This is a genomic window from Actinophytocola glycyrrhizae (assembly GCF_042653545.1).
Taxonomy (GTDB): domain Bacteria; phylum Actinomycetota; class Actinomycetes; order Mycobacteriales; family Pseudonocardiaceae; genus Actinophytocola; species Actinophytocola glycyrrhizae.
In genome coordinates this window covers 1-16,839 of record NZ_JBHSIS010000004.1, presented here as the reverse complement: position 1 = coordinate 16,839, position 16,839 = coordinate 1, and the positions used below count along the sequence as shown (strand labels likewise).

Below are 16,839 nucleotides of genomic sequence, written 5' to 3'. Positions count from 1 at the left end.
GCGACGCTAGTCAGTCGGCGAGGACCGGCTCCACGGCCGGGGCCGGCACGACCTCGGCGCCGATCCCGTTGGTGAGGTACCGGTGCACCGTCTGCCGCAGCAGGTCGGCGTACCGGTAGATGTCCTGGACGTCGTCGATCGGAAGCCGCGTCTCGCTTCTGGTCTCGTCGAACACCCCGAGGTACTTGCGCGACCGGTTGAGCCAGAGCCGGGCGATGGGTTTGCGGTTGTTGTCGTCGAGCAGCACGCCGCAGTAGGTCTTCGTGTCGCGGACCACCACCCGGGAGACCGGCACCTCACTGCAGACGATGGCCCGCACGATGCGGTACCCCTCGATTTCCTCTTCGGTGGTGACGACGTCACCGTTCGCGTCCACGGGCCGCTCCTCAGGCACCGGCTCGGCTACCGGGGTGCCGGAGGAAACGCTGACATACGAGTCGGGTCCGCCGAGCGCGTTCTTGAGTCGGTCGTTGACCTGCTCGTTGAGGAACTGCCCGGCCGCCTTGACGACGAGCGGCACGAACTGCTCACGGACCCGCTGGGTGAAGGAGCCTTCGTAGACGCGGGTGGTGAGAAACCGGACCCAGTCGCCTTCCGGCTGCTTGAACTGGGCCGCGAGCACCCGCTTGAGCTGCCCGATGTACTTCAGCTCGCCTGCGGCACTGATCACCGAGTCGAGATCGAACGACTCCCTGGTGAGCTTGGCCAACTCGGGCAGGAGGGTCTCGTCGAGCGCGGCGAAGTCGAGCACCAGGAAGGGCTTCGCGTCCATCCGGTTGGGCGCGTCGAGGTCGGTGTAGAACTGGTAGACCTCGCCGTTGGTGAGTATCGCGATACGCGCGTTGGTCACCGCGAAGTACCGGAAAAGTTGAGACGCGTGCTCGATCCGCAACGGGTCGTTGACCTTCTTGACCTCGATGAGCAACTGAATCTGCCCACCGTGCGACACGGCGTAGTCGATCTTCTCGCCCTTCTTGGTCCCGACGTCGGCGGTGAACTCGGGAATCACCTCGGCGGGATTGAAGACGTCATATCCGAGCACGGTGCTGATGAAAGGCATGACGAACGCGTTCTTCGTCGCCTCTTCGGTCTCGATACCGGCCTTGTGCTTCCGGATCTTCAACGCCAACGCCTGAGTCCGCTCAGCGATCTCCATGCCAACCTCCCAAGTGGATGGCCTGTGCGTCGCCGACGAGAACCCCCGCGTTACCGCTTTCCAGCACAGAGACGTCACCGATGAACGCCGGTCGACTGCCGCCGCGGCTGGCACCCACGTAACGGCAAAACGGCCCACCGACGCTGAAGTCAGTGGGCCGTTGTGGCTGGGCGGCGGATGCAGGTTCAAACCTGCGTAGCTTGCGCGACAGGTTCACAGGCCATACCAGCAGCCTCTCTGAACAGGCAATATTGGTTGCCAAGGTCAATTCAGGCACGTATTGGGGCACGACCAAGCACTCAGAGCGTCGCCGACGCCACCCCGAAGACTGCGTGGTGCCATCAAGCAACCGTGTCGCTCTGACGCAGTCGGCCATGAGACGAGCTTTGGGTCAGATCCGGACACCGATACAACGCGCTCTAATCGAGGCACGCAGTGCGTGAAAGCATGAGGCTTCGCCGTGCAGGCCTAGCGACATCCGCCAGATGGCGGATTGAACACGAGTAGATACGAACAGTAACGTCAATTTGCGTCATTCATTCACGATGGGGCACACGGGGGAGCACTGCTGTTAGCAGATGAGCTGAGAATCTGGGGCATCAACGTAAACGTGCTACCTTCGTGCGCCTCTCGCAACCGGAGAGGCCCATGAAGAGAAACCTTCTTCGAGCAGTATCAGCCGTAACCGTTCTGGCAAGCCTGTTCTTTCTGTCCGCGACGGCCAGCAGTGCGACACCGGAAGGTGCTGACATTGCTCCAGAAGCAAGGATCGCGCTTGAGAGAGTCACGGAAACCGGGATTCTATCCGAGGCGGACCGTGAAACATTGCTGAGACACCCTGATATTGCAGCGATGCTGGTTGATCCACGTCCGACGGCGGTAGAGACGGGCGGGACTACGACTCGAGATGTTGCGAGCGAGAAAGAATTTGGAGCCAGTGCATGCTGGATCAGTGAGTGGTTTATTGATGGATTCACGGTGCTCGGATCACATGCGTACCGCTGGCACCATCGTGCCGATTGGTGTGAAAACGGCAGCAGCGTGACCAGTGTCCATTACAGGAATGGCTGGGCAACCCAACTCGCGACCTTCTTCTACTATCGCGGGATCGCGAACGACACCGTGACACCCATTCCGTCGTTTGAAGTTCAGTCCACCATGCAAGGACTGATCGAGAATTGCCACCCTCTCGGCGGCTGCACGAACATGAACCACCCATGGGTCAAACACATCCTGCGCGCCAATTTGACAGGCTGGAGCGAGCGAGGTCACTGACCCAGGACCCGAGCACGTCGAGAAGTGATTAAGTGAGACTATAACGCCTGCCAGCGAGGGTCGCGCACCGAGCGAGAACGAAGTGCGACCCTCGCCTGGCTATTCCCCATGAGAGAGAAGGTCACCCGGCTGACAATCTAGCTCTGCACATAGCCTGCTGAGTGTACTGAACCTTATCGCTTTAGCTCTGCCGTTCTTCAAGATGGACAGATTCACTATCGTGAGATCGACCCTACGGGATAGTTCCGTAAGAGTGATTCCACGTTTATCCAGCAGTTCACCCAAATGTACTCGAATCGATAGCGCATCATCTGATATCGCTGATTCCATCAGACTGTCCCCTCAAGATCCACCCGCATACGAGCACTGATCCGTATTACCCTGGAGAAGGAGAGCAGTACAGCGCCGATAAATACTCCCAGCAGCGGGATGTTCCAGTCACTGAGCCAGGCATTCGCTTCGATGGATGTCGTCACCATCGTCTGCGTCAGCCAAATTCGTGACAGGGCTTCCGTCAGAGTGGCAACCAATTCGCCAAGCAGGATGAACCAGCCCAGCAGTCGCATTCGCCTCGCCAGACGGTCCGTGAAAATCCCCGCACTGTCGGCCGCACGAAACACGCTGATTGCCAGCATCAGCGATCCAACGAAAACGAGAATCGAGGGGAGTTCGTTAAGGACTCGAAGAACTCTCTGAACTAGAGTCGGCTGGCCATCGCATAGTGTCACTGTCGACAACGTCGCCCGAACGCCGTCGACCACGTCGGCCACTGGCACGTTGCTGGCCGCCGAAACCCCGACGACACCATTTCGAGCGTCGACACAGACCTCATTCCGTCCGATGCCAAATATCGACCCGGAACCCAGAAGTACTCCAGTGGCAGTAAGGAGAACACCGACACCCACCAATGCAAGCACGACGCCCACTACTGTTTTGGCAGGCTCAATCGGACTTTGACCCCGAGCCATCTCGACCCCCACTCAAGACAGACTAACCTTATCGATTAACGATAATAACGTTAATCGATAAACAGATTCGTTGTCAAGCAGACAGCGCCACAAGGTGCTGCGCGCCAGGTCGTTGGGGCGGTCACCTCACCGCCCGGACGGGCCAGCACACCAATCTGGACGGGGCACGGCCTCGATCACCAGGACAGACTCCGTGCCTGCTTGAGGATCCGGGCATACGCGGACCCGCTCGGCGCGACTGACACCATCGGCAACTGCGATAACCTTGATAATCTGCGCGGGGTAGAAGTCGAGTAGCTCCTTCACGCCGATCGATTCGTTACCATAAAGTCGCGCGCTCACTGTGGAACCAGTGATCTCAGCGACAGAAAGGCCTCGGCCAGCCTGACGGTGCATAGAACAACTGGACGGCCGCGTGGCGTACCCGATTCTGTCCTTTGGCCGCGCCAAGGTAGTTCCTCTGTCGTGCATGACTTCTGTCGCTCACACGCGAAGGACACAACTCAGACACGACCAGCACATCAACGGAGAGCTTGACGCTCTGGCATGCGGTTGTCCTGCTGATTAGAGGGGTGCCAGTGGCACGGTAGCCAGTTCCGAGAGGCCCCGACCGCAGTAGCAACGAGCTCCGGAGCGGGCTCTGACGCTGCTACATCGGTAGGCCCACCCAAGCAGTGCGCAGCCACGGTCAGCCACATAGCCCACAAATGGGCCACAACAGAGCCGCGCTCTGCCCACCGGCGCCGGACAAAGCCGGACAGTCAGCAACGGCCCCCCGACCTGTTCTAGCTGGTCAGTGGGCCGTTTGGCTGGTGGTGGCGGGTGCAGGGTTCGAACCTGCGTAGCTTGCGCGACAGATTTACAGTCTGCTCCCTTTGACCGCTCGGGCAACCCGCCGGGAGTGTCCGGTCGTGACCGGACGGGCGAAACCATACCCAATGCCCTCGCGGCGCTCACAACCGGTGTCCCCTCCACCGGTAGGCTCGTGTGCGGCACTGGCAGTACGGCGGCTCGAGAGGTGAGACTGGTGGCGGATCCGTCCTTCGACGTGGTGAGCAAGGTTGACCGGCAGGAGGTCGACAACGCGCTCAACCAGGCGAGCAAGGAGCTGTCCACACGCTTCGACTTCCGCGGCACCGGCGCCTCGGTGAAGTGGGCGGGCGAGGAAGCCGTCACGGTCGAGGCGGAGACCGAGGAGCGTTGCAAGGCCGCGGTCGACGTGTTCAAGGACAAGCTGATCAAGCGGCAGATCTCGCTCAAGGCGTTCGACGTGGGGGACCCCGCCGTGTCGGGGAAGACCTACAAGGTCACCGGCAAGATCGTGCAGGGCATCGACTCCGAGCACGCGAAGAAGATCGCCAAGAAGATCCGGGACGAGGCGCCCAAGGGCGTGCAGGCCCAGATCCAGGGTGATCAGCTGCGGGTGTCCGGCAAGAAGAAGGACCACCTGCAGGAGGTCATCGCGCTGCTCAAGGGCGAGGACTTCGGCATCGCGCTGCAGTTCACGAACTACCGCTGAGCTGACAGGGCCGCTCCGCTGGTGATTCCCTGTACTGGTGCCCGCTAGGGTGGGGCTGATGAAAGGCATCGTGCTCGCGGGCGGCAGTGGGACCCGGCTGCACCCCATCACGCAGGCCGTCTCCAAGCAGCTGCTGCCCGTCTACGACAAGCCGATGATCTACTACCCGCTGTCGGTGCTGATGCTGGCCGGCATCCGGGACGTGCTGGTCATCACGACGCCGCAGGACATGCCGTCCTTCCAGCGGTTGCTGGGCAGCGGCAACCAGTGGGGCATCGAGATCAGCTACGCGGAGCAGCCGCAGCCCAACGGGCTCGCGGAGGCGTTCATCATCGGCGAGTCGTTCATCGGTGACGACGACGCGGCGCTCGTGCTCGGTGACAACATCTTCTTCGGCGCCGACTTCGCCGCGGTGATGCACGACTACGTCACCAACATGGACGGTGCCGTGCTGTTCGGCTACCCGGTGAAGGACCCCGAGCGTTACGGCGTCGGTGAGGTCGACGAGCACGGCATGCTCGTCTCGATCGAGGAGAAGCCCGCCAAGCCCAAGTCCAATCGGGCGATCACGGGCCTCTACTTCTACGACAACGACGTGGTCGAGATCGCCAAGAGCCTCACCCCGTCGGCGCGTGGCGAACTCGAGATCACCGACGTCAACCTCACCTACCTGCGGCAGGGGCGCGCGCGGCTGCTCGACCTCGGCCGCGGCTTCGCGTGGCTCGACACCGGCACCCACGACTCCCTGATCGAGGCCGGGCAGTTCGTGCAGGTCCTCGAACACCGGACCGGGGTGCGGATCGCGTGTCTGGAGGAGATCGCGCTCGACAAGGGCTTCATCAGCGCCGACGACTGCTACGCCCTCGGCAGCAAGCTGGCGAAGTCCGGCTACGGCGACTACGTGATGGACGTGGCCATGGCCGCCGGTGCGACCGGCTGACCGCCGCGGTCCTGTCCGGCCGAGCAGCGGAACGCGATCGAGTCGCGCTCGGCAAGTCTGGCTCCGGCGCGTGGCCACGCCATTCAGGACGTGACACCCATCATCCACACAGCCACGGCGTGCACCCGCAGGCCGGCCCGGTGCCGTGAGAGGCGCGTTCACGGCACAACCAGTGCCCTGAAAGGCGCGTTCAGGGCACTGGGCGCCCTGAACGCGCCTTTCAGGGCACTGGCACAAGAAAGCCAGCACTTCACGGAGTCGATCGTTCAGCGGCCCAGGCCGCGGCGGGCCATTTCCTCCAGGCGGCGGATGCGGTCCGGGATCGGCGGGTGGGTCGAGAACAGGCGGGCCATGTTCTCGCCGGGACGGAACGGGTTCGCGATCATCAGGTGGGCCTGCGACACGACCTTCGGTTCCGGGGCGAGGGGGGCGCGGGCGGTGCCGTACTCGAGTTTGTGCAGCGCCGACGCCAGGGCGAGCGGGTCGCCGGTCAGTTCGGCGCCGGACGCGTCCGCCTGGTACTCGCGTGAGCGGCTCACCGCCATGTGGATGATGCCAGCCGCGACCGGGCCGAGGATGGCCAGCAGCAGCATGGCCAGCGGGTTCGGGCGGTCCTCGTCCGAGCCGCCGAAGAGGCCGGCGAACAACGCCAGGTTGGCCAGCACGCTCACGACCGACGCCAGGGCACCCGCCACGCAGGAGATCAGGATGTCGCGGTTGTAGACGTGGGACAGCTCGTGCCCGAGCACGGCACGCAGTTCGCGTTCGTCGAGCAGTTCCAGGATGCCGGTCGTGCAGCAGACCGCCGCGTTGCGGGGGTTCCTGCCGGTCGCGAACGCGTTCGGTGCCAGCGTGGGGCTGAGGTACAGCCTCGGCATCGGCTGGCGCGCGGAGGTCGCCAGTTCGCGAACGATGCGGTACATGGCGGGCTGTTCCGCCTGCGAGACCGGTCTGGCGCGCATCGCACGCAGCGCCAGCTTGTCGGATTTGAAGTACGCGTAGCCGTTCACCAGCAGGGCGACCGCGAGACCGATCAACAACGCGCCGCGTCCGAACAAGCCGCTGATCAGGATGATCAGCGCGCCCATTCCGCCAAGCAGCAACGCGGTCTTCAGCCCGTTGTAGTGCTTGTGCACTTTCCCGCCTCCGTGACCGTTCCTACTGACGCGTAACGGACACGGTCGGGCGAAAGTTCCCCGTGAACGGCAAACCCGCTGGTCAGTTGCCTGTCTCGCCCCTGCGCCAGTACGTCGTCGGGCGCACCCTGGTCCGCTCGTAACCGCGGTCGTTCAGCAGGTGGGTGCGCAGCGCGACCATCGACGACCGCTCCCCCGCGAGCCACGCGTCGACCCGGCCGGCCGGCAACTCGGCCGCGGCGACGGCCCGCGCAAGCAGGTCGTCAGTACCGTCTCGGTGCAGCCAGGTCACCGCCGCGTCGGCGGCGGTCGGCAGCTCCTGTTCCTCCCCGGCGTCGTGCACCTCGACGAACACGTGCGCGGGCACGCCGGGTCGCAGCTCCCCCAGGATCGCCGCGATGGCGGGCAGTGCGGACTCGTCGCCGGCCAGCAGGTGCCAGTCGGCGGTCTCGTCGGGCACGTAGGCGGGCGACGGGCCGACGAAGATCAGCTGGTCGCCCGGCGCGGCCCTCTTCGCCCAGTCCGACGCCGGGCCCGCGGCCTCGTGCAGCACGAAGTCGAAGTCGATCTCACAGGCTTCACGGTCGTAGCGGCGGACGGTGTACGTCCTGGTCAGCGGGCGGACCTGGGACCACATGCCGCGTGCGGACTCCAGCGTCAGCGGCTCCGGCAGCTCGACGTCGTCGGGATAGAAGTAGAGCATCACGTTCTGGTCGGTGCCCGCGGCCGCGAAGTCGGCGAGGTCGGGGCCGCCGACCGTCACCCGCGTCATCCTCGGGGTCACCCGCTCGACGCGGCGCACCGGGACCCGCCACAACTTCGTCTGCTGCCTGCGCGAACGCCTGCTCACCGTCGTGTTCATCGCGTCCATCTTCGCACCGCCCGTTTTCGCGGTTACCGTTCGTTCGAACGAACGGGAGGAGGGCCGGATGCTGGCGGCGCAGGCGGCGGCACTGGCACGGGGTGAAACCACTTCTGTACAGCTGACACAGGACGCGCTCGGCCGCGCCCATGCCACCCAGCCCACGCTCAACACGTTCCGCCTGCTGCGCCGGGACGCCGCGCTCGTCGAGGCCGAGGACGCCGACCGGCGGCTCGCCGCCGGTGAACGGCTGCCGCTGCTCGGCGTGCCGGTCGCGATCAAGGACGACATGGACCTCGCCGGGGCGCCGACCGCGTTCGGCTGTGCGGGTGACTTCCCGGTCGTCGCCGAGGACGGGGTGCTGGTCCGCCACCTGCGTGCGGCCGGCGCGGTGATCGTCGGGAAGACGAACACGCCCGAGTTCGGGCTGTGGCCGGTCACCGAGGGCGAGGCGTTCGGGGTCACCCGCAACCCGTGGCACCCCGGCCACACGCCCGGTGGCTCGTCGGGTGGATCGGCCGCCGCGGTCGCGGCCGGCATCGTCGCGGCGGCGGTCGGGTCGGACGGCGCGGGGTCGATCCGCATCCCGGCCGCGTGGACGCACCTCGTCGGCGTCAAACCGGGCCGCGGCACGCTGCCGACGCCCGCGGCGTTCAACGGGATCACCGAGTGGGGCCCGCTCGCGCGCACGACCGAGGACGCCGCGCTGCTGTTGGACGTGCTGGCAGGCGAGTCCCGGTTCCGTGCCGCGGCTGCCCGCGAACCGGCCCGGCTGCGGATCGCGTTGTCGCTGCGGGCCGCGTTCATGGGCGGCGTCCGGGTGCGGCTCGACCCGCGGGTCCGGGCCGCGGTCGTCGGGGTCGCGCGGGAGCTGCACGCGCTCGGGCACGAGATCGTGGTCGACGAACCCGCCTATGGGCTCATCGGGCTGACGTTCCTGCCGCGGTCACTGGCCGGGGTCGAGGAGTGGTGTGCCGCCGCGCCGGACCGGTCGCTGCTCGATGTCCGTACGAGTGACACAGGAAAGCTCGGCGCGCGGCTTTCCGGTCGTGCGCTGCGGCTGTCCCGCGCGTCGCTCAGGCACTACCGGCGCAAGGTGGGGCGGGTCTTCGAGCGTGTGGACGTGGTGCTGGCGCCCACGACCGCCACTCCCCCGCTGCCGGTCGGCGCGATCGACGGGCTCTCCGGGTGGCGCACGGACCGGACGGTGATGGCTGCGTGCCCGTACGCGTGGCCGTGGAACGCGCTCGGCTGGCCGGGCATGAACGTCCCCGCGGGGCTGACGGCCGACGGTCTGCCGGTGGGCGCGCAGCTGCTGGCGCCCTCGGGTGGCGAGGAGCTGCTGCTCTCGCTGGCCGCGCAGCTGGAGTCGGTGCTGCGCTGGGACGAGCGGCGGCCGTGACCACCAGGGAACGGATCCTGCACGCGGCGCTGCGGGTGATCGGCACCGACGGTGTCGCCGGCGTGACGAACCGGCGCGTGACGCGGGAGGCCGAGGGGTCGCTCGGCTCCCTCACGTACCACTTCGAGTCGCAGCGGGAGTTGTTGCGGGAGGCCATGGTGCTGTTCGTGGCCGAGGAGTCCGCCCGGCTCGCGGCGCTGGCGGACGCGCATCCCGGCGCGTCGGTCGAGTCGGCGGCGGCGCTGGTCGAGCGGGTCGCGGTGGACACCCGGTTCGGGCACGAGCAGATCGCGCCGCTCGAGCTGTACCTCCAGGCCGGGCGGGCCCCGTCGCCGCGGGACGCGGCCGCGTCGTGCTTCGAGGCATACGACCGCATCGCGGTCACCGTGCTGACCCGGCTCGGTGTGCCGTCACCGGACCGGCTCGCCGGCCCGGTCGTCGCGCTGCTCACCGGGCTGCAGCTGCGGCGCCTCGCCACCGACGAGCCTGGCGCGACGGGCATCGCGGACGCGGTGACGATGCTGGTGCGCGAGCAGTAGACCACCAGCCGCGACGTGCAGGAACGCTTGTGCGTCAAGGAGGAACGGGGACTCGACGGCACCCGCGACGAGCATGCCTGCGACGGTACCGAGCGTCATCAGCGCGAACGCCGCGGCGAGGAGCCTGCCGGTCGCGGCGGCGGGCACCGCGGACTGCAACACGGACGCGAGTCCCGAATTGGCGACCACCCCCGGCGCGCCGACGGCGATGAACAGCCCGACGTACACGCCGATGGCGGTGGTCAGCGCGGGCCCGTGCCAGACGCACGCGGACACCAGCCCGAACGCGACCGCACCCCAGGCGAACAGCCCGGTCGGCGCGACCCGGCGCGCGACCGTGGCGACGGCTAACCCGGCGACGAACCCGCCGATCGCCTGCACACCGCGCAGCAACCCGACTCCGCCAGAACCGGCGCCGAGGGTTTCCAGTACGAACGGCACAAAACGCACGAGGAAGATCCCCTGCGCCACGCACATGAGCGTGAGTGCGATTCCGACCGGCACAAGACTCCGGCCGACGCGCAGCGGCGGCAGCTTCACCCTCTTCGCGCGCCGCGTGACCGGGAACCGCCCGCACATGGCGACCGCGCCGACGCCCAGCACACCCGCGTACACGGCGTAGACCAGCGGGATCCCGCCGGTGGCGAGGAGCGTGCCACCGAGCCACGCGCCGACGAGCCGCGCGACGTTGGCGCTCGCGGCGAGCAGCCCGTTGGCGCCGGTGCGGCGCTCCGCGGGCACGAGGTCGGCGACGAGCGCGTTGCGGGCGGGTTCGAAGAACGCGGCGAGGCTGGTCTGGAGCGCCATGACGACCCAGCACATGGCGTCGTCGACCAGCAGCGGCGCGGCGACGAGCGCCTGGCCGATACACACGGCGAGCAGCAGCCGCGGCCGGTGCACGCGGTCGGCGACCAGCCCGGTGACCGGGCTGAGCAGCACCATCGGCAGCAGCCCGACGACCATCATCACCGCGGTCGACGCAACCGACCCGGTGGCCTGGAAGACGAGCACCGGCAGCGCGATCTGGAGCATCCACTCGGCGGTCTCGGAGCAGAAAGACGCCAGCAGGAGCCGTTTCACCTGTTCAGCCACAGGAACGCGCGGAAGGCGGCGTGCACCGTGCGGGCCTCGGCGGGCGCGTCGTCGCGGACGGTCGTGACGTAGGGGCGGAGCAGCGCGTCGATCCTCGCGGCCAGCGCGGTCAGCTCCTCGGGCGTCACCTTGAGCGCGTAGTTGTCGAGCGCGCCCGCCTCCCGCCACGCGGGCGGAAGCTCGTCGGCGTGGTCGAGGAAACGTTGCGTGAGCTGCTGGTCCTGCCGCAGTGCCGCGCCGAGGACGGCGAGCTGGGCGGTGCGCATGGTGTCGTCCTGCGCCAGCTCGCCCAGTTCGAGGCCGACGATCGTGGCGCGCCAGGGCCGCTGCCGCCCGTCGGCGCCGTCGACCGGCTCGACGAGGCCGAACTTGGCGAGCTGGCGCAGGTGCCAGGAGCAGTTCGAGGCCGTGGACCCGACCGCCTCGGCGCACTCGCTCGCGGTGCGGGGGCCGTGTGCGAGGAGGTGGCGGAGCAGCTCGCCGCGGAGCGGGTGGGCGAGGGCGGTCATCAGCTCGACGTCGGTGACACGGTGCCGTTGTTCCATATCTGAAATCCTCCTTTCGAAATTATTCTTTCACACCTTTGCCCGAAGATCCCATCCCGGTCACCCGGTCGCCCCGCGCGATCTCCCGCCGAGCAGCGGCGGCGGCGTCGCAGCGGACACCGACCCAGAGCGTGCCGACGTCGCCGAGCGCCGCCAGCCAGCGGCCCTGCGACACCGCACCGCCGAGGAACACCTCGTCGACGCTGTGTCGGCGTATGAGAACGGCCGGAAGAAGCCGACACTGGACACCGCTGAGCACCTGCTGACCGCGTCGGGCTTCGAGCTGTACATCCGTCCGCGGATCTCGTTCCGCGCTGTCCCGGGCACAAGAGGCCACGTCCACGAGGTGCCGGATCAGCTCCCTTCGCTTCCGCCGCACAAGGCGCTGGCGACGGTGGAGCTGCCGCTGTCGCTGAACTGGTCACAGCCGGGCCGTGAGTACCGGCTCAGGGATCGCTCGGACCGAGCCCGCGTCTACGAGGCAGTGCTACGGGAGGGCAGCGCGAAGGACGTACTCACCTACGTCGATGGCGCGTTGCTGGTCGACCTGTGGGATGAGCTGGTGCTTCCCCCGGGACGTCCGCGCCGCATGGGACCCGCTGGTCTCGGGGTTGGTCGCCTAGTGTCGACCAGCTCAGAGGACGTCCCCCTCACCGACTTCCAGCTCCAGGTCGCGAAGCTCTTCTTCGGCCTCCCCGCCAGCGACGGCTTCGTCCTCGCCGGGGGCGCCGCGCTCATCGCGCAGCACCTGACGTGCCGCCCGACCCAGGACCTGGACTTCTTCACCGACCGAGAGCCACTTTCGTCGACAGACGGTCACAGACGGCTCGGCCAGCGCCGGTCTACCGAAACCGCCCTCTCGCTGCGGTTTCGGGCCTGACGCTGGCCGAGAGATCCTGGCGGGGAGTTACCGATTAGTCCCGGAGTTCCATCGTGCAGCACTTGGGGCCGCCGCCGGACTTCCGGAGTTCCGAGATGTCCACGAAGGTCGGTTCGTAGCCCGCGTGGACCAGGCGTTCCGCGAGATGGGTGGCTTCCATCGGCAGCACGACGTTGCGGCCGTCCGAGACGCCGTTCAGGCCGAGGCATTCCGCGTCCGCCGCGTTGGCGATGATCGCGTCCGGGAACAGGCGGGCCAGCACGCGCTGGGAACCTGGTGAGAACGCCTCCGGGTAGTACGCGATGTGGTCGTCCGACAGCACGAAGAGTGCCGTGTCGAGGTGGTAGAAGCGGGGGTCGACCAGCTGGAGCGACACCACCGGCACGCCGAGCACCTCCTGCGCCTCGGCGTGGGCGCCGGGGTCGGTGCGGAAGCCGGAGCCTGCCAGCAGCAGGCGGCCGGTCCACGCGAAGTCGCCTTCCGCCTCGTTGACGGCGGTCGGCATCACCACGTCGCGGTAGCCGTGGTCGAGGAACCAGCGGCGGTAGTGGTCGGCCTCCGCGGTGCGTTGCGGGTTGCGGAAGCGGGCGCCGAGGACGCGGCCGTCGACGACGGTGCCCGAGTTGGCGGCGAACACCATGTCGGGCAGGCCGGGCACGGGGCGGATCGTGTCCACCCGGTGGCCGAACCGGCGGTAGGTGTCGGCGAGCTCGGTCCACTGTTTGACGGCGAGTTCCGCGCTGACCGGTTCGTCCGGGTTCATCCACGGGTTGATCGAGTACTCCACGGTGAAGTACGTCGGCTCGCACATCAGGTAGCGGCGCGGTGTCGGCTCGCGTCGGGGGGTGCCCGTCATGATTCACATTGTGCGACGCGGGCAGACCGGCGATCAATGTCGCATCGTTCCCTCCAAACCAGCAGAATGTTGCGTGTGGACGCGATAGATCAGCGAATCATTTCGCAGCTGGTGTCTGACGCACGCAGCAGCTACTCGGAGATCGGCAAGGTCGTCGGATTGTCGGCTCCCGCGGTGAAGCGGCGGGTGGACCGGCTGCTCGACGCCGGCGTCCTTCGCGGCTTCACCGCCGTGGTCGACCCGGAGGCGCTCGGCTGGGGCACCGAGGCGTTCGTGGAGGTGCACTGCATCGGCAACGTCTCGCCCGACCGCATCCGTGCGCGGCTGCTCCCGCTGCCGGAGGTCGTCGCGGCGTACACGGTGTCCGGCGCCGCGGACGCGATCGTCCACCTGCGCGCGGCGAACATCCACCACCTCGAGGACGCGCTGGAGCGGCTGCGTGCGGTGGACATGATCGACCGGACCGTGTCGACGGTGGTGCTGTCGACGCTGCTGGACCGGCCACCGGCACCGGACGTCAGCTGAACGGGGTGGCATCCCCTTGGTGGTGGGGTTTACGCCACCGTCGGGGCTGCGGCCGGGCGCGTCGACGGCGTGGCTGATGCCCTGAAAGGCGCGTTCAGGGCGCTGAGCGCCCTCAACGGCCCATTCACGGCACCGGTTGGGTTTCGGTGTTCCTGGGTGGGGCTTCCGCTGCGGCTAGGGTGCCTGGCCATGACTGTTCAGCTTGACCGGCGTGCCGGGGTCGGGGTCATCACGATCGACCTGCCCGAGCGGCGGAACGCCATCACCCTGCCGATGTCCACGCAGCTCGTCGAGCACGTTCGCGCCTGTGAGCAGGACGACGACGTGCACGCCATCGTGGTCACCGGTGCGCCGCCCGCCTTCTGCGCCGGGGCCGACCTGACCGCCCTCGGCGAGGCCCGCGAGGACGGTCTCCGGGCCATCTACGCCGGGTTTCTCGCCGTGGCCGCGTCGTCGCTGCCGACCGTCGCCGCGGTCAACGGGGCGGCGGTCGGGGCCGGGCTGAACCTCGCGCTCGCCTGCGACGTCCGGCTCGCCGGGCCCTCGGCGCGGTTCGACGCGCGGTTCCTCCAGCTCGGGCTGCACCCCGGCGGCGGCATGACCTGGCTGTCCCAGCGGCTCCTCGGGCCGCAGACGGCCGCCGCGATGACGTTGTTCGGGCAGGTGCTCGACGCCGACGAGGCCGTGCGGACCGGGCTCGCGTTCCGGAAGACCGACGACGTCGTCGCCGCCGCCGTCGAGTTCTGCGCCGCCACCGCCGCCGCACCTAGGGAGCTGGTGATCGCCACCAAACGCACCCTCCGCACGACGGCCGCCTACCATCGACACGACGACGCCGTCGAAACCGAGCTCGTCGCACAGCTGGCGTCGATGGAGACCCCCGCGTTCGCCGAACTCCTGTCCGCGATGCGGGACCGGATATCCCGCCAGTCGTGACAAACGTCCCAGCATGCGGGAACCCGTACTGTGACGTCCAACGCGAATACCCTGTGCACCAGGGGAACGTTGAGTTAGGCACGACTACCCTCACTCAGGAGGCACGCAGTCGTGCGAGGAGGGACCAGCAGAGCATGAGCACCAGCGTCAACGGGGGCGGTCGGGCCACCCAGGTCACCAAGCTCGACCGGGTCGTGATCAGGTTCGCCGGCGACTCGGGTGACGGGATGCAGCTCACCGGTGACCGGTTCACCTCCGAGGCCGCGGCGTTCGGCAACGACCTGGCCACGCTGCCCAACTTCCCCGCCGAGATCCGGGCGCCCGCGGGCACCCTGCCGGGTGTCTCGAGCTTCCAGTTGCACTTCGCCGACTACGACATCCTCACGCCGGGCGACCGGCCGGACGTCCTGGTCGCGATGAACCCGGCCGCGCTCAAGGCGAACATCGGCGAGCTGCCCGTCGGCGGCACGCTGATCGTCAACACCGACGAGTTCTCCAAGCGCAACCTCACGAAGGTCGGCTACGAGTCGAACCCGCTCGAGGACGACTCGCTGTCGAGCTTCCAGGTCCACCAGGTCGCGATGGCCACCCTCACGCAGGGCGCCCTCGCCGACACGGGCCTGTCGAAGAAGGACGCCGAGCGCAGCAAGAACATGTTCGCGCTCGGCCTGCTGTCGTGGATGTACCACCGGCCGACCGAGGGCACCGAGCGGTTCCTGCGGGAGAAGTTCGCCCGCAAGCCGGACATCGCCGAGGCCAACGTGCTGGCGTTCCGCGCTGGCTGGAACTACGGCGAGACCACCGAGGCGTTCGCGGTCACCTACGAGGTGCCGCCCGCCGAGTTCCCGGTGGGCACCTACCGGCAGATCACCGGCAACGCGGCCCTCGCCTACGGGATCGTCGCGGCCGGTCAGTGCTCGCGGCTGCCGGTGTTCCTGGGCAGCTACCCGATCACGCCCGCCTCCGACATCCTCCACGAACTGTCGAAGCACAAGAACTTCAACGTCACCACCATGCAGGCCGAGGACGAGATCGCCGGGGTCGGCGCGGCGCTCGGCGCGGCATACGGCGGCGCGCTCGGCGTCACCACGACCTCGGGCCCCGGCATCGCGCTCAAGGCCGAGACGATCGGCCTGGCCGTGATGTCCGAACTGCCGCTGCTGGTGATCGACGTGCAGCGCGGCGGCCCGTCCACCGGGCTGCCGACCAAGACCGAGCAGGCGGACCTGCTGCAGGCCATGTACGGCCGCAACGGCGAGTCGCCGGTGCCGATCATCGCGCCCAACTCGCCGGGCGACTGCTTCGCCGCGGTCCTCGACGCGACGCGGATCGCGCTGACCTACCGGACGCCGGTGCTGCTGCTGTCGGACGGCGCCATCGCGAACGGGTCGGAGCCGTGGCTGATCCCGCAGGTCGGGGACCTGCCGGACCTGTCGGTCACGTTCGCGTCGGAGCCGAACGCGCTCGACGGCAGCGACGAGCACTGGCCGTACGTCCGGGACACCGAGACGCTCGCCCGCCAGTGGGCCATCCCCGGCACGCCCGGTCTGCAGCACCGTATCGGCGGGCTGGAGAAGGCCGACGGCAAGGGCAGCATCTCCTACGACCCCGACAACCACGACCGCATGGTCCGGTTGCGGCAGGCGAAGGTCGACGGCATCACCGTGCCGGACCTGGTGGTCGACGACCCGTCCGGCGCGGCCCGCGTGCTGGTGCTGGGCTGGGGCTCGACGTTCGGGCCGATCGGCGCGGCGTGCAGGCGGGTGCGCGGGCAGGGCATGGCCATCGCGCAGGCGCACCTGCGGCACCTGAACCCGTTCCCGCCGAACCTGGGCGAGGTGCTGGCGCGGTACGACCGGGTCGTGCTGCCGGAGATGAACCTGGGACAGCTGGCGCTGTTGCTGCGCGGCAAGTTCCTCGTGGACGTGCGGACCTACAACAAGGTCGCGGGGCTGCCGTTCAAGGCGGAGGAGCTCCAGCACGTTCTCACCGAACACGTGCACGCTGTGGAAGGGGTGCGGGCATGACCGCCGTCGATCTGGGACTCCCGTCGCTTGGCGGGCTCGGCCTGGTTCCCACGGACGACACGCCGCAGAAGGCGAAGGATTTCAAGTCCGATCAGGAAGTGCGTTGGTGTCCCGGGTGCGGGGACTACGTCGTGCTCAACGCCATGCAGTCGTTCCTGCCCACCCTCGGACTCAAACGCGA

17 protein-coding genes, 1 tRNA gene and 2 pseudogenes are annotated in these 16,839 nt (G+C 67.8%); 10 read left to right on the top strand and 10 right to left on the bottom strand.

Annotation, left to right across the window (positions count from 1 at the left end; translation table 11 throughout):
* Window positions 1–10 precede the first annotated feature (10 nt).
* Window positions 11–1,156: a type I restriction endonuclease gene (locus ACFPCV_RS09795; protein ID WP_378055772.1), complete on the bottom strand. Its 1,146-nt coding sequence runs from the start codon at window positions 1,154–1,156 to the stop codon at window positions 11–13.
* 648 nt (window positions 1,157–1,804) lie between these two features.
* On the opposite strand from ACFPCV_RS09795, the gene ACFPCV_RS09790 reads away from it, so the two are divergent.
* Entirely contained in the window at window positions 1,805–2,431 is a 627-nt protein-coding gene (locus ACFPCV_RS09790) for a hypothetical protein (protein ID WP_378055771.1), read from the top strand.
* Between the two features lie 99 nt (window positions 2,432–2,530).
* On the opposite strand, the gene ACFPCV_RS09785 is transcribed toward ACFPCV_RS09790, so the two are convergent.
* The 3 genes from ACFPCV_RS09785 to ACFPCV_RS09775 all read right to left on the bottom strand — a co-directional run bounded on the left by ACFPCV_RS09785 (window position 2,531) and on the right by ACFPCV_RS09775 (window position 4,296).
* The gene (locus ACFPCV_RS09785; protein WP_378055770.1) at window positions 2,531–2,761 is read right to left on the bottom strand and encodes a helix-turn-helix domain-containing protein; all 231 of its coding nucleotides are present in this window, start codon (window positions 2,759–2,761) and stop codon (window positions 2,531–2,533) included.
* Window positions 2,761–3,411 (bottom strand): hypothetical protein, encoded by a 651-nt coding sequence (locus ACFPCV_RS09780; RefSeq protein ID WP_378055769.1) that lies wholly within the window; start codon window positions 3,409–3,411, stop codon window positions 2,761–2,763. Before ACFPCV_RS09780 ends, ACFPCV_RS09785 begins: the two co-directional genes overlap by 1 nt.
* 801 nt (window positions 3,412–4,212) lie before the next feature.
* Window positions 4,213–4,296, bottom strand: a tRNA-Tyr gene (locus tag ACFPCV_RS09775).
* Window positions 4,297–4,426: 130 nt separating this feature from the next.
* Between ACFPCV_RS09775 and ACFPCV_RS09770 the strand changes: the two genes are divergently transcribed.
* Both ACFPCV_RS09770 and rfbA read left to right on the top strand, forming a co-directional pair.
* A complete protein-coding gene (locus ACFPCV_RS09770) occupies window positions 4,427–4,918 on the top strand; it encodes a YajQ family cyclic di-GMP-binding protein (protein ID WP_378055768.1) in 492 nt (163 codons plus the stop codon).
* A 58-nt stretch (window positions 4,919–4,976) separates the two neighbouring features.
* Window positions 4,977–5,858 (top strand): glucose-1-phosphate thymidylyltransferase RfbA, encoded by an 882-nt coding sequence (rfbA, locus tag ACFPCV_RS09765; protein WP_378055767.1) that lies wholly within the window; start codon window positions 4,977–4,979, stop codon window positions 5,856–5,858.
* 266 nt (window positions 5,859–6,124) lie between these two features.
* Here rfbA and htpX read toward each other — a convergent pair whose 3' ends face one another.
* Together htpX and ACFPCV_RS09755 are read right to left on the bottom strand one after the other, a co-directional pair.
* Entirely contained in the window at window positions 6,125–6,994 is an 870-nt protein-coding gene (gene htpX / locus ACFPCV_RS09760; RefSeq protein WP_378055766.1) for a zinc metalloprotease HtpX, read from the bottom strand.
* A gap of 82 nt (window positions 6,995–7,076) precedes the next feature.
* The gene (locus ACFPCV_RS09755; RefSeq protein WP_378055765.1) at window positions 7,077–7,865 is read right to left on the bottom strand and encodes a siderophore-interacting protein; all 789 of its coding nucleotides are present in this window, start codon (window positions 7,863–7,865) and stop codon (window positions 7,077–7,079) included.
* 58 nt (window positions 7,866–7,923) lie between these two features.
* Here ACFPCV_RS09755 and ACFPCV_RS09750 point away from each other — a divergent pair, with 58 nt between their 5' ends.
* Window positions 7,924–9,258 (top strand): amidase, encoded by a 1,335-nt coding sequence (locus ACFPCV_RS09750; RefSeq protein ID WP_378055764.1) that lies wholly within the window; start codon window positions 7,924–7,926, stop codon window positions 9,256–9,258.
* Complete coding sequence (locus ACFPCV_RS09745) at window positions 9,255–9,797, top strand: TetR/AcrR family transcriptional regulator (RefSeq protein WP_378055763.1); 543 nt, start codon at window positions 9,255–9,257, stop codon at window positions 9,795–9,797. Before ACFPCV_RS09750 ends, ACFPCV_RS09745 begins: the two co-directional genes overlap by 4 nt.
* 24 nt (window positions 9,798–9,821) lie before the next feature.
* On the opposite strand, the pseudogene ACFPCV_RS09740 reads toward ACFPCV_RS09745, so the two are convergent.
* From ACFPCV_RS09740 to ACFPCV_RS09730, 3 genes and pseudogenes are all read right to left on the bottom strand, one after another.
* A pseudogene (locus tag ACFPCV_RS09740) lies at window positions 9,822–10,877 on the bottom strand (MFS transporter); the annotation flags it as partial.
* The gene (locus ACFPCV_RS09735; protein WP_465251555.1) at window positions 10,874–11,434 is read right to left on the bottom strand and encodes a helix-turn-helix domain-containing protein; all 561 of its coding nucleotides are present in this window, start codon (window positions 11,432–11,434) and stop codon (window positions 10,874–10,876) included. The gene ACFPCV_RS09735 and the pseudogene ACFPCV_RS09740, both read right to left, overlap by 4 nt.
* A gap of 22 nt (window positions 11,435–11,456) precedes the next feature.
* Window positions 11,457–11,627: a phosphotransferase-like protein gene (locus ACFPCV_RS09730; RefSeq protein WP_378055762.1), complete on the bottom strand. Its 171-nt coding sequence runs from the start codon at window positions 11,625–11,627 to the stop codon at window positions 11,457–11,459.
* A 12-nt stretch (window positions 11,628–11,639) separates the two neighbouring features.
* On the opposite strand from ACFPCV_RS09730, the gene ACFPCV_RS09725 reads away from it, so the two are divergent.
* Window positions 11,640–12,314: a hypothetical protein gene (locus tag ACFPCV_RS09725; protein WP_378055761.1), complete on the top strand. Its 675-nt coding sequence runs from the start codon at window positions 11,640–11,642 to the stop codon at window positions 12,312–12,314.
* A gap of 34 nt (window positions 12,315–12,348) precedes the next feature.
* Here the strand turns inward: ACFPCV_RS09725 and ddaH are convergent, their stop codons facing one another.
* Complete coding sequence (ddaH, locus tag ACFPCV_RS09720) at window positions 12,349–13,170, bottom strand: dimethylargininase (protein WP_378055760.1); 822 nt, start codon at window positions 13,168–13,170, stop codon at window positions 12,349–12,351.
* Between the two features lie 75 nt (window positions 13,171–13,245).
* Here ddaH and ACFPCV_RS09715 point away from each other — a divergent pair, with 75 nt between their 5' ends.
* The 4 genes and pseudogenes from ACFPCV_RS09715 to ACFPCV_RS09700 form a co-directional block, all read left to right on the top strand.
* On the top strand, window positions 13,246–13,695 hold the full coding sequence (locus tag ACFPCV_RS09715; RefSeq protein ID WP_378055759.1) for an Lrp/AsnC family transcriptional regulator: 450 nt from the start codon (window positions 13,246–13,248) through the stop codon (window positions 13,693–13,695).
* A gap of 189 nt (window positions 13,696–13,884) precedes the next feature.
* Entirely contained in the window at window positions 13,885–14,631 is a 747-nt protein-coding gene (locus ACFPCV_RS09710; protein WP_378055758.1) for an enoyl-CoA hydratase, read from the top strand.
* A gap of 134 nt (window positions 14,632–14,765) precedes the next feature.
* A complete protein-coding gene (locus tag ACFPCV_RS09705) occupies window positions 14,766–16,658 on the top strand; it encodes a 2-oxoacid:acceptor oxidoreductase subunit alpha (RefSeq protein WP_378055757.1) in 1,893 nt (630 codons plus the stop codon).
* Window positions 16,655–16,839, top strand: a pseudogene (locus ACFPCV_RS09700) (2-oxoacid:ferredoxin oxidoreductase subunit beta); the annotation flags it as partial. The gene ACFPCV_RS09705 and the pseudogene ACFPCV_RS09700, both read left to right, overlap by 4 nt.